We start from the raw sequence: 12,108 nt of genomic DNA, 5'->3' as shown, positions 1-12,108 counted from the left end.
ATGATCCGTCTGTACCACAACCCGCGTTGTTCCAAATCGCGCGAGGCACTGGCCCTGCTGCAGGAGGCCGGTGCCGATGTCGAGGTCATCGAATACCTCAAGCATCCGCCCAGTGCTGCCGAACTGGACCACATCCTCACCCTGCTGCAGCTGGACCCGCGCGACCTGCTGCGCACCAAGGAAGAAGAATACGAAACCCTGTGCCTGGATGACATCACGCTGGAACGCGACAAGCTGATCGAAGCCATGGTGGACAACCCCATGCTGATCGAGCGCCCGATTGCCGTCAGCGCCGACATGGCCGTGCTGGGCCGTCCGCCGGAAAAGGTACTCAGCCTGCTGCAGCGCTAAACCCGCCCACCCCACCCCGTTTGCATATGCACCAGGCGATTCCGCCTGGTGTTTTTCATTGCGGCCAGCAGCCGCTTGTCGTAGCAAAGCGACAGCCAGACTCCGGCAGGATGGCTTCCATACAAATAATAACTTGAATAATAATAACGTACGTTACTAAAATATCAGCCATGAACAAATCATTCCATCATCTGGAACAGGCAGTCGACCGCATCGAAAGCCGCTTTCCCGGCGTGCCACGCCAGGAAGTGATTCTGACCAGGCTCTACTACCACATCATGCCCCGCCTCACCTGCTATCTGAACCAGGGCATGAAGGAATACGGCCTTAACGAATCGCTGTGGATGTCCTTGCTGGCCATGTATGCCTGCCCGCAGCAAAAGCTGTTTCCGTCCGACATCAGCGACACGCTCGACTCCTCGCGCACCAATGCCACGCGCATTGTCGACGAACTGGTGCGCAATGATTGGGCCACGCGGATTCCCTGTGCCGAAGACCGGCGCAAGATCGGCCTGGAACTGACGCCCAAGGGCCTGGCACTGGTGGAAGAACTGCTGCCGATTTCCCGTGCCAACCATCGTGCGCTGTGGCAGGACTTCGACGCCGAGGAACGGCAGCTGATGGAAAAGATGATGCGCAAGCTACTGGCCAGGCTGGGCGGCTGAACCGCTGGCGGCCTCCCGCTGGCCGTCATGCTGCGCACAAATAATAACTTGAGTGACTATCACACCATCAATCATCACGATGGAATCTGGAGACCCACAAGGTGAATAAACCCAATTGGCAGCAGACCGCTGGCCTGCTGATGCTTACCGCCATGCTGGGTGGCTGCGCCGGTTTCGGCGAGGACACTACCCCGGCACGGCCGTTGTCTGCGACCCAGCTGCAGTTGGGCGAGCACGCGGCCAGCCAGGTACATGCCGGCTGGTGGCAGCAACTGAATGATCCGCAGCTCAACCAGCTGATCGACACCGCGCTGCAACAAGCGCCGTCACTGAAAGTGGCCGATGCCCGCCTGCGTGAAGCACGCAGTGCCGTCGGCATGGCACAAAGCAAGGAAGGCCCGCAGGTCGAAGCCAGTGCCAATCTCGACCGCGAGCGCTATTCGCTGTACGGCTTGCTGCCGCCTCCCATTGGCGGCAACTACTACAACGTCTACACCCTGTCGCTGGGCGCCAGCTGGGAAATCGACTTCTGGGGCAAGCACCGCGCCGCCGTCCAGGCCGCGCTGGGCAACCAGCAGGCCATTGCACTGGAAGGCCAGCAGGCCCGTCTGGTCATCACCCAGGCCGTAATCGCCCAGTACATCAATCTGCAACGCATTCTGGAACAAAGCCGGCTGCTGCAGGCACGCCAGCAACTGGCAGAAAGCCAGCTGGCACTGACCCGTGCCCGCGTCAGCGCCGGCCTGCTGCCGCCCGACAGCCTGCGCGAGCGTGAAATCCAGCTCAAGCGCCTGAGCCAGCAGAGCAGCGCGCTGGCCAATGATGCCGAGCACGCCCGCCATGCCCTGGCCGCCCTGACCGGCCAGCCGCCCAATGCGCTGGCCAGCCTGCAGCCCGCCCCCCTGCGCCCGGCACCGGCCATGCCGGAAGCCGCCCTGACGCTGGACATCCTCAGCCAGCGCCCGGACATCGTGGCCCAGCGCGCCCGGGTAGAGGCCATGAACCAGTCGGTGAAGGTAGCCAAGGCCGAGTTCTATCCCAATGTCTCGCTGTCCGCCTTTGTTGGCCAGTCGGCACTGGAAACCTCGGATCTGTTCAATGCCGGCTCCAAGATCGTCGGCATCACCCCGGCCATCCACCTGCCGATCTTCACCTCCGGCGCGCTGCAGGCCAATCTGGCGTCCAGCCGCGCCCGCTACGACATCGCGGTGGAAAACTACAACCAGACCGTGCTGGACGCGCTGCGCGATGCGGCAGACAGCCTGTCCACCTGGCAGAAAACCGCCAGCCAGCTGTCCGACGCCCACCAGGCCACCCAGCTGAGCCGCAAGGCCTCCGACTCCACCGTGCTGCGCTTCAAGGCCGGCCTGGTCAACAAGCTGGCCGTACTGGATGCACAGGAAGCCGACCTCAACCAGCAAGCCGGCAAGATCGACGCCACCGCGGCCAACCGTCTGGCCTGGGCCGCACTGAATACCGCACTGGGCGGGGGTTTCGCCACCAGTGAAACCACCCAACAGCCCGCTAAGGACACCCATCATGGATAAGCAGATCGAGACGGCAAAAAGCCGCAAACGCAATCTTTTTGTCGCCACCGGCCTCATCGCCGCGCTGGCCATCGGCTACGGCGCCTACTGGGGCCTGGTACTGAGCCATCAGGAAAACACCGACGACGCCTATGTCGCCGGCCATATGGTGCAGCTGACCCCGGAAGTGGGCGGCACCGTGGTCAAGATCAGCGCCGAGGATACCGACCGCGTCGACAGCGGCCAGACCGTGGTGGCGTTTGACAACAGCGATGCCAAGCTGGCTTTCGAGCGCGCGCGCAATGAATTCGCCCAGACCGTGCGCGAAACCCGCCAGCTGATGACCAGCACCCAGCAACTGGCCGCCCAGGTTGCCGTGCGCGAAGCCGAACTGACCAAGGCCCAGGCCGACCTGAAGCGCCGCGAAACCCTGGCTGGCTCCGATGCCATCTCCAGCGAAGAACTGGGCCATGCCCGCGACGCCGTCAGCACCGCCAAGGCCGCACTGGATGCCGCCCGCGAACAGGCCAAGGCCACCGACGCACTGGTGGGCAAGGATGTACTGGCCAAGCAGCCGAACGTGCAACGCGCCGCCAGCAAGCTGAAGGAAGCCTGGCTGGCCCTGCAGCGTACCGAAGTCAAGGCGCCGGTGTCCGGCTATGTGGCCCGCCGTAATGTGCAGGTCGGCCAGCGCGTGGCCACCGGCACACCGCTGATGGTGGTGGTGCCGCTGGACAGCGTGTGGGTGGATGCCAACTTCAAGGAAGTGCAGCTGGCCAAGATCCGCATCGGCCAGGACGTGGAACTGACTGCCGACGTGTACGGCAGCAAGGTGGTTTACCACGGCAAGGTGCAGGGCCTGTCGGCCGGCACCGGCAGCGCCTTCTCCCTGCTACCGGCACAAAACGCCACCGGCAACTGGATCAAGGTGGTGCAGCGTGTGCCGGTGCGCATCCAGCTGGATCCCAAGGAACTGAAAGACCATCCGCTGCGCGTCGGCCTGTCGGTGGATGCCGTGGTGGACACCAGCAAGCAGGATGGCCCCAGCCTGGCGCAAAGCCCGCGCGGTAATCCGACCCAGGAAACCCATGCCCTGACGCCGGACCTGAAACAGGCCGACGAACTGGTCGCCAGCCTGCTGGCCGCCAACGCCCAGTAATCTCCCGGCCGCTACCGGCTGCGGCAGCATGCCGCACCGGCAGCGCCGTCTTGAGGACTTTCCGTCATGAATCATCCACCACTGTCAGGCTCGCGCCTGGTGTGGATCACGCTGGCGCTGTCGATGTCGGTGTTCATGCAGGTGCTGGACACCACCATTGCCAACGTGGCACTGCCCACCATCTCCGGCAACCTCGGTGCCGCCACCAGCCAGGGCACCTGGGTCATCACCTCGTTCGGCGTGGCCAATGCCATCGCCGTGCCGCTGACCGGCTGGCTGGCCAAGCAGGTGGGCGAAGTCAAGCTGTTCACCATCTCCACCCTGCTGTTCGTGCTTACCTCCTGGATGTGCGGCATGGCCAACAGCCTGGAAATGCTGATCCTGTTCCGCGTGCTGCAAGGCGCAGTGGCCGGCCCGATGATCCCGCTGTCGCAAAGCCTGCTGATGGCCTGCTACCCGCCCGCCAAGAAAGGGCTGGCGCTGGCGCTATGGGCGATGACAGTGATCGTGGCACCGGTGTTCGGCCCCATCCTGGGTGGCGTCATCAGTGACAACTGGCACTGGGGCTGGATCTTCTTCATCAATGTGCCGGTGGGGATGGCTGCCGCCTTCATCAGCTGGAAGATTCTGAAAGAACGGGAAACCGGCCTGGTACGCCAGCCCATCGACAAGCTGGGCCTGGCCCTGCTGATCGTCGGCGTGGGCGCGCTGCAGATGATGCTGGACCGCGGCAAGGAGCTGGACTGGTTCAACTCCACCGAAATCGTGGTGCTGGCCATTGTCTCTGCGGTGTCGCTGATTTATCTGGTGATCTGGGAGCTGGGGGAAAAACACCCCATTGTCGATCTCACCCTGTTTGCCAAACGCAACTTCACCGTCGGCACCATCGCCATCAGCCTGGGCTTCATGCTGTATTTCGGCGCGGTAGTGCTGCTGCCACTGATGCTGCAGACCCAGATGGGCTACACCGCCACCTGGGCCGGCCTGGCCGCCGCCCCCATCGGCATCCTGCCGGTCTTCCTGTCGCCCATCATCGGCAAGAACGCGCACCGGCTGGACATGCGCTGGCTGGTCACCATCAGCTTCAGTGTCTATGCCATCTGCTTCTTCTGGCGCAGCACCTTCAATACCGAGATGAATTTCGCCTATGTGGTCTGGCCGCAGTTCATTCAGGGCATCGGCGTGGCCTGCTTCTTCATGCCGCTCACCACCATCACCCTGTCCGGCCTGCGCCCGGATCAGATTGCCAGTGCCTCCAGCCTGTCCAACTTCCTGCGCATCCTGGCCGGCAGTATCGGCACCTCCATCACCACCACGCTGTGGGACCGGCGTGAAGCCCTGCACCACGCCCAGCTGACACAGCATGTGACGCTGTACGATCAGGCCAGCCAGATGTGGTTCCGCCTGCTGGAAACCACCGGCATGTCCACCAGCCAGCAGCAGGCTTACACCGCGCTGCAGATTACCCGCCAGGGTTCGCTGATCGGCGTGAACGAGGTGTTCTGGCTGTTCGGCATCATGTTTGTCGCGCTGATTGCCCTGGTATGGTTTGCCCGGCCACCGTTCACCTCCAGTGGCGCGGCTGACAGCGGCGCGCACTGATCCACCACTGAATAACAAGGCCCGCACCATGCGGGCCTTGTTATTCCGGACTACCCGGCCTGGCTAATCCACCCGGCAGCGCAACTTGCCGACATCATTGACGGCACACAGCCGGATATTGCCGTCCTGATCCAGTACCAGCATTTCCTCACCCAGCCAGGCCTGACCGGGCTTGGGGATGGCGCGCAACTGGAAACTGTCCGCCCGTGCATTGCCATCCTGTGCACCGAAGTGGAGTTCGTAATAGGCTGTCGCGCTCACCGGCAATGTCGGCCAGTGGCCGCTGCCCGCCGTATAGCGGCCATGCTCGCTGCGCCACTGCTCCATGAAGTGGCTGGCCTGCAGCAAGGCCACCCGGGCCTCGGCCTGGCGCAGCCTGAGCACATGGCCCCGCCACAATGGCAGGGCGATCAGCAGCAATAGCGACAGCATGGCCAGTACGGTCAGCAACTCGAGCAGGCTGAAACCGCGGTGCAGTCTGTTCAGCGTAATTCGCGCCATGCCAGCCTCCTGACACGCCAGCTGCCTGTCGCCTCCGGCAACAACAGCACATGGCTTTGCACAGTCACCGCACTATCCGGCAAACGGCCCCAGCCACGTGCCGTCACACGCAATAGCAGGCCGCGCTGTTCACCATCCACATACTGTGGGTCCAGCAACTCGAGCAGATAATGCGGGTCACTCCAGAACCAAGGCCCGGTGGTCACGACCGGGCAGCGTCCAGCCGTCGCCACCGACTGCAGCTCCAGCCGCAATGCCACGCCACAAGGGTGCAGCAGCGCCACGCCGCTCTCATCCAGCCGCTGCCAGGGCGGTGCGATCGGCTGCCGGGCCAGTGTTGCCGACAGGCATAAGCCCTGCTGCCAACCCGCCGGATTACGCGATTGGCGGCAGGACAGGGTAAACGGTGACTCGCCCTGCCGTAGCGCACTGTGGCTCATGCCGGCCACTTGCGCGGCAAACGGCAGCTTGGCCAAGGCCTGCTCGCCGGCCTGCAAACCCAGCTCGGCCAGCTGGAAGGCACGCTGGGCATCATCCAGCTGACTGCCGATGCGCTGCTCATCGCGCAATAAGCGGCTCAGCCCCAGCACCAGTGCGCTCATCAACAGCAGCAACAGCAAGGCTGTCAGCAGTACCACCCCACGCGCCCCCTGGCGCATCAGGCCAGACATGCAGGCCCCGCCCGACTCATCACTTGCAGGCGATACGGTAGCGCATTGCTGCCGCTGGCTTGGCGCATGGCCAGTTGCAAGGTCCACCACGACCGGGGCGCACTGCCCGGACAGGCGGGCAATGTTTCTGCCTGCAACTGCAGACGGGCAATGCCACTGGCCAGCCATAGCTGTGGCTGACCAGTCTGCTCCAGCCACAGCTTGCCCTCCGCACTCCCCTGGTCCAGCCGGTAGTGGCGCTGCTGCAAGGCCAGCAGCTCAAGCGAGGGCAGATGATGCTCGGCCATATGTGCGCGCAATGGGCTGTTAACAGCCAGTTGTAACCAGAATGCGCCATCCTGCTGCTGCAGGGAGACATCACTATCCAGCTTCAGCAAGTCGACACGGCGGCAGCTGGCCAGCAGCAAAGGCTGTTCTGATGGCCAGGCTGGTGGCGGCTGCAGCAAGCGCCAGCGGCTGATCTGCCCCTGGCTGTCCGCCGGCTCGGCCAACAGGGCGATGCCGCCATCGCCATAACTCAGGCTCAATACGCCCTCGCCTGCCTGCGGCATGACTTGGCTCCCGCTGGCAAGCCACTGCGCCGGCCCCGCGCAGGCAAAACTGCCGGCCATGCGTAGATCACGCGCCAGCTGCTGCAGCACAAAACGGGCTTCCTGTTGTGACGCCAGCCGGGTGCTGGCAAAGCTGCGGGTTTGCAATACCGCATGCAGGCTGTGCCACAGCAAACCGCACAGCAGCAAGCCCAGCAAGCTGCTGAGCATCAGCTCCACTAGCGAGAAGCCACGCGCCGCCGGCCGCAACGCTTTACTCCAGCGCCAGGGGCAAAGGCCCCGCCGCTACGGCCGGCTGCAGCAGCCATACCCGGCCGCTGGCCTGGCAATCCTGCGCCAGTGGCACGGCCGGCAAGGCGCCTGCATGGCGACAGAGCAAGAGACTTCCCCCCTGCCCTTCCGGCCACAGCACGCGCACATCCTGCTGCAGTTGCTCTTGTGCTGAAGCGGCGTAACGCCCACCGGAGCGGCCAGACAAGGCCTGCTGCTGATCCGCCTGCATGGCCTCAGCCAGATTCAGGCTGGCCAGTAACAACCGGCTATCGGCATCGCTGGCGCGTAACTGCCGCAGGCTCTGCCCGGCCATGCCGGACAGGCTGAGCAGGCCAAACAGCAGGATCAGCACGCCCAGCATCACTTCGACCAGGCTGAAACCCCGGCTGCGCATCTGCCTAGTCACAACAGTTGTCCTGGCTGCACCATTGCGCCTTGCCACTGGGCTGCAATAGCAGGCTGTGGCACTGGCCTCCGGGAGTACGCAACTGAAAACGCGGCACCGTGCCGCTGTGCAGGCGACCATGGGGCGTAAAGGCAAAATCCTGGCGATTGGCACTGAGCTGCACGCTGGTGCTGCTGAACAGCAGGTGATGCAGCCGCTCGCCGCTGTCGTAACGGCCATCGGGGCGGGATGGTGCATCGGCAAACACCAGCAAGCCTTCGCTCCAGTTGCCGGCGCCATTGCCGGACTGGCAGCCCTGGATCTCCAGATTGACCTTGCTGTTGAGTGCACACACCCATACGGTGCGATTACCGCGAATGGCCTCGCTGCCTGCCAGCTGCAGGCCGGATTGCAATAACTGGCCCCGGGCGAGCAGGCGCTGCCGCTCCAGCATGTCCTGCATGGCCGGCAGCGTCTGGGCCAGCAGGATTGCGCTGACCGCCAGCACGATCAGTAACTCGTACAAGGTAAAACCGCCACCGCGGCGACCAGCATCAGGGCAGGACATGGGCAGGCCACCTCCATGAGCGCAAGCAAGTGATGGGCAGGACTGGATATCCTGCCCCGCCCGGCCCGGACGGGCTTGCAGCTACTGCTGAGACAACAGCGGAATACTCTGATAAAGCGCCGTCCACGCCCATTTCAAACAAAGAAAAAGCCACCGGCATGGGTGGCTTTGGCTGAAGGATTAATGATGGAGCAGCTTAGTGCGCGGCTTCCCAGCTATTGCCGGCGCCTACCTCCGCCAGCAGCGGCACCTTGAGCTGTGCCACACCGGCCATGATTTGCGGCAGCTGCTGTTTCACCCGTTCCAGCTCGGTATCCGGCACTTCCAGCACCAGTTCATCGTGTACCTGCATGATCAGCAGGCTGGACAGCTTCTCCGCATCCAGCCAGTTTTGCACGGCAATCATCGCCAGCTTGATCAGGTCGGCGGCGGTGCCTTGCATCGGCGCATTGATGGCGGCACGTTCGGCCCCGGCGCGGCGGGCCGGGTTGGCCAGCTTGATTTCCGGCAGATACAGGCGACGGCCGAATACGGTTTCCACATAGCCCTGTTCGCGCGCGGTTTCGCGGGTGCGCTGCATGTAGTCGGCCACACCGGGGTAGCGCATGAAGTAGCGGTCGATGTATTGCTGGGCGGCGCTGCGTTCGATGTCCAGCTGGGCCGCCAGGCCAAAGGCACTCATGCCGTAGATCAGGCCGAAGTTGATGGCCTTGGCCGCACGGCGCTGATCGCTCGTCACCTGCTCCAGCGTCACGCCGAATACTTCGGCAGCCGTGGCCTTGTGAATGTCCTCGCCACTGGCAAAGGCGGCCAGCATACCTGCGTCGTCGGACAGATGGGCCATGATGCGCAGTTCAATCTGCGAATAGTCGGCACTGACGATGCTGTGGCCCGGCTTGGCGATAAAGGCCTCGCGCACGCGGCGGCCTTCGGCAGTGCGTACCGGGATGTTTTGCAGGTTTGGGTCCGAGCTGGCCAGGCGCCCGGTAATGGCTACTGCCTGCGAATAATTGGTATGCACCCGGCCGGTGTCCGGGTTGATCAGCGTGGGCAGCTTGTCGGTATAGGTGGACTTGAGCTTGGTCAGGCTGCGGTATTGCAGGATGCATTTGGGCAGCGGGTAATCCAGCGCCAGCGCTTCCAGTACCGATTCGTCGGTGGAGAAGCCACCGGACGGGGTTTTCTTGATGCCCTTGGTGGGAATACCCAGCTTGCCGAACAGGATTTCCTGCAGCTGCTTGGGCGAATTCAGGTTAAAGGGCTGGCCGGCCAGCTCGTAAGCCTGGCTTTCCAGTTGCAGCATCTGCGTGCCCAGCTGATGGCTCTGTGCCGCCAGCTGCTCGCGGTCGATCAGCACACCATTGCGCTCCATGCGGAACAGCACTTCGGCCACCGGCAATTCGATATCGCGGTAAATTTCGCCAAGTTTATCGGTCAGCTGCGGGGCAAAGTACTGGTTCAGCCGCAGGGTAATGTCGGCATCTTCCGCTGCGTAATTGGCGGCAATCTCGATATCCACCTCGCCAAAGCCGATCTGCTTGGCTCCCTTGCCGCAGATGTCTTCGTAGCTGACCGTGGTTTCGCCCAGATGGCGGGCGGCCAGGTCGTCCATATTGTGGCGCTGGTGGCTTTCCAGCACATAGGAGGCCAGCATGGAGTCGTCCACCACCCCGGCCAGCCGGATGCCGTGGTTGGCAAACACATGGCGGTCGTATTTCAGGTTCTGGCCGCATTTGGGCTTGCTGGGGTCTTCCAGCCAGGGTTTGAGTCGGGCCAGTACTTCATCCAGCGCCAGTTGCTGCGGCGCACCGGCATAGTGATGACCCAACGGCAGGTAGGCGGCTTCGCCGGCTTGCAGGGCGAAGCTGATGCCGACAATGCGCGCCTGCATCTGGTCGAGGCTGGTGGTTTCGGTGTCCAGCGACACCAGCGCACCGCTATTTAGCTGGTCCAGCCAGCCTTGCAGCGCGGCCTCATCCAGAATGGTATGGTAATGGCGGCTGATGGCGCTGGGTGGCGGAGCGACCGGCGCAGGAGCGGATACCGCAGCGGCCATGGCGAACATATCGTCAGTCTGGCCGACACTCGCGGCAGGCGCATCGACCGGGGCCGGGCTGCTGAGCGACGCATCTTCGCCTTCGGTGACTTCGCGGTAGAAGGTACGGAAGCCGTGGTCCTTGAACAGCTCGGCCAGGCGCGGACGGTCTTTCACGCCGTGCTGCAGGCTGTTGAGGCCATAGGGCATGTCCTGCTGCAGATCGACATCACACTTGATGGTGATGAGCTGATGACCGCGCGGCAGCCAGTCCAGTGCGGCGCGCAGGTTTTCGCCCACCTTGCCGCCCACCTTGTCGGCATTGGCGATGATATTGTCCAGCGTGCCGTATTCTTCCAGCCACTTGACGGCGGTTTTGGGGCCGCACTTGTCCACGCCGGGGACGTTGTCCACCTTGTCGCCGATCAGGGTGAGGTAGTCGATGATACGTTCGGGCGGCACGCCGAACTTCTCTTTCACCCCGGCCTGGTCCAGGTTTTCATTGGTCATGGTGTTCACCAGCGACACCATGGGCGTCACCAGCTGGGCCATGTCCTTGTCGCCGGTGGAAATGATGACCCGGAAGCCGGCAGCCTCGCCCATGCGCGCCAGTGTGCCGATGACATCGTCCGCTTCCACCCCGTCCACCATCAGCAGCGGCCAGCCGGAGGCTTGCACCACCTCGTGCACCGGCTTAATCTGTGCGGCCAGCTCTTCCGGCATGGAAGGCCGGTTGGCCTTGTATTCCGGGTACAAGTCATCGCGGAAAGTCTTGCCTTTAGCGTCGAAAACGCAGGCGCTATAATCGAACTGCACCTCTTTCTCCAGCCGGCGCAGCATGTTGACCATGCCGTAAACCGCCCCGGTGGGCCGGCCATCCGGAGAACGCAAATCGGGCATCGCATGAAAGGCGCGATACAGGTAGGAAGAGCCGTCGATCAATAACAATGTTTTCATAGAAGAGGGGCGAATGATGAGCTTGTCCGATAAGTTGCCGCAGACCAGTGATCGTTACGACATGATGCAGCGCTTCCGCTCGCGCGAGGCGTGGCACGTGATGAAGATCATGTCGGAGTTTGTCGATTCGGCCGAAGAACTGCAAGGCATCACGCCGGCAGTCAGCATCTTCGGCAGCGCCCGCACTCCGCGCGACCATCCCTATTATAAGCTGACCGAGGAAGTGGCCCGGCTTCTTTCTGATTCCGGTTTCTCGGTGATTTCCGGGGGCGGCCCCGGCATCATGGAAGCGGCCAACAAGGGCGCCTTTTATGGCAAGAGCCCGTCGGTGGCGCTCAATATCGTGCTGCCACACGAACAGAAGCCCAACGAATACCAGGATCTGTCGATCAAGTTCAACCACTTTTTCAGCCGCAAGGTGATGTTCGTCAAGCATGCCATCGCCTATGTGGTGATGCCGGGCGGCTTTGGTACCCTGGATGAAATGTTCGAGGCGCTGACGCTGATCCAGACCGGCAAGTCGCGCCCCATCCCCATCATCCTGTGCTGCAGCGAATTCTGGAGCGGTCTGATCGACTGGGTAAAAAACCATCTGGTAAAAGAAGGTATGATCAACCCTGACGACGTGAACCTGATCCAGCTGATCGACGAACCCGGCCAGATCGTGGAAACCATTTTCAAGCACTACGAAACCCGCGGCTTCGAGGCTCTGCCGGAAGAACGCGAAAAACTGCTCAACCTATAACGACACTGTCACCAAGGACCCATCATCATGCGTCGCTTCCTTGCCCTCCTCGCCCTGCTGCCGCTTGCGGCCGCCTGGGCCGACACGCCGGCCCCGGCCACCGTTCCGCCGCCGCCCAC

The 12,108-nt window shown here is 62.9% G+C and carries 12 protein-coding genes; 6 read left to right on the top strand and 6 right to left on the bottom strand.

Going from position 1 to position 12,108, the window contains the following annotated elements:
* From arsC to JHD64_RS16515, 5 genes are all read left to right on the top strand, one after another.
* Positions 1 to 351: an arsenate reductase (glutaredoxin) gene (gene arsC, locus JHD64_RS16535; RefSeq protein WP_059286467.1), complete on the top strand. Its 351-nt coding sequence runs from the start codon at positions 1 to 3 to the stop codon at positions 349 to 351.
* 170 nt (positions 352 to 521) lie between these two features.
* Positions 522 to 1,016 (top strand): MarR family transcriptional regulator, encoded by a 495-nt coding sequence (locus JHD64_RS16530; protein WP_059286466.1) that lies wholly within the window; start codon positions 522 to 524, stop codon positions 1,014 to 1,016.
* 101 nt (positions 1,017 to 1,117) lie between these two features.
* On the top strand, positions 1,118 to 2,563 hold the full coding sequence (locus JHD64_RS16525; protein WP_370540968.1) for an efflux transporter outer membrane subunit: 1,446 nt from the start codon (positions 1,118 to 1,120) through the stop codon (positions 2,561 to 2,563).
* Complete coding sequence (locus JHD64_RS16520; protein ID WP_059287173.1) at positions 2,556 to 3,701, top strand: HlyD family efflux transporter periplasmic adaptor subunit; 1,146 nt, start codon at positions 2,556 to 2,558, stop codon at positions 3,699 to 3,701. Before JHD64_RS16525 ends, JHD64_RS16520 begins: the two co-directional genes overlap by 8 nt.
* A gap of 66 nt (positions 3,702 to 3,767) precedes the next feature.
* Positions 3,768 to 5,303, top strand: a complete 1,536-nt coding sequence (locus JHD64_RS16515; protein WP_199054279.1) for a DHA2 family efflux MFS transporter permease subunit — start codon at positions 3,768 to 3,770, stop codon at positions 5,301 to 5,303.
* A 63-nt stretch (positions 5,304 to 5,366) separates the two neighbouring features.
* Here the strand turns inward: JHD64_RS16515 and JHD64_RS16510 are convergent, their stop codons facing one another.
* From JHD64_RS16510 to polA, 6 genes are all read right to left on the bottom strand, one after another.
* The gene (locus tag JHD64_RS16510) at positions 5,367 to 5,804 is read right to left on the bottom strand and encodes a type IV pilin protein (RefSeq protein ID WP_082693658.1); all 438 of its coding nucleotides are present in this window, start codon (positions 5,802 to 5,804) and stop codon (positions 5,367 to 5,369) included.
* Positions 5,786 to 6,475, bottom strand: a complete 690-nt coding sequence (locus JHD64_RS16505) for a PilX N-terminal domain-containing pilus assembly protein (protein ID WP_199054268.1) — start codon at positions 6,473 to 6,475, stop codon at positions 5,786 to 5,788. The genes JHD64_RS16510 and JHD64_RS16505 overlap by 19 nt, the downstream gene beginning before the upstream one ends.
* Positions 6,463 to 7,236, bottom strand: coding sequence for a PilW family protein (locus JHD64_RS16500; RefSeq protein WP_199054266.1), 774 nt, complete (start codon positions 7,234 to 7,236; stop codon positions 6,463 to 6,465). Before JHD64_RS16500 ends, JHD64_RS16505 begins: the two co-directional genes overlap by 13 nt.
* A gap of 43 nt (positions 7,237 to 7,279) precedes the next feature.
* Positions 7,280 to 7,705, bottom strand: a complete 426-nt coding sequence (locus tag JHD64_RS16495) for a prepilin-type N-terminal cleavage/methylation domain-containing protein (RefSeq protein WP_199054264.1) — start codon at positions 7,703 to 7,705, stop codon at positions 7,280 to 7,282.
* A complete protein-coding gene (locus JHD64_RS16490) occupies positions 7,698 to 8,252 on the bottom strand; it encodes a GspH/FimT family pseudopilin (protein WP_199054263.1) in 555 nt (184 codons plus the stop codon). Before JHD64_RS16490 ends, JHD64_RS16495 begins: the two co-directional genes overlap by 8 nt.
* Positions 8,253 to 8,448: 196 nt before the next feature.
* Entirely contained in the window at positions 8,449 to 11,244 is a 2,796-nt protein-coding gene (gene polA / locus JHD64_RS16485) for a DNA polymerase I (RefSeq protein ID WP_199054261.1), read from the bottom strand.
* Positions 11,245 to 11,260: 16 nt separating this feature from the next.
* On the opposite strand from polA, the gene JHD64_RS16480 reads away from it, so the two are divergent.
* The gene (locus JHD64_RS16480; protein WP_059285725.1) at positions 11,261 to 11,989 is read left to right on the top strand and encodes a TIGR00730 family Rossman fold protein; all 729 of its coding nucleotides are present in this window, start codon (positions 11,261 to 11,263) and stop codon (positions 11,987 to 11,989) included.
* Positions 11,990 to 12,108: the final 119 nt, after the last annotated feature.

This window comes from Aquitalea sp. ASV15 (genome assembly GCF_016429115.1).
Lineage (GTDB): Bacteria > Pseudomonadota > Gammaproteobacteria > Burkholderiales > Chromobacteriaceae > Aquitalea > Aquitalea magnusonii.
The sequence above is the reverse complement of the archived record's forward strand: the minus strand, read 5'-3'. Positions and strand labels throughout refer to the sequence as shown.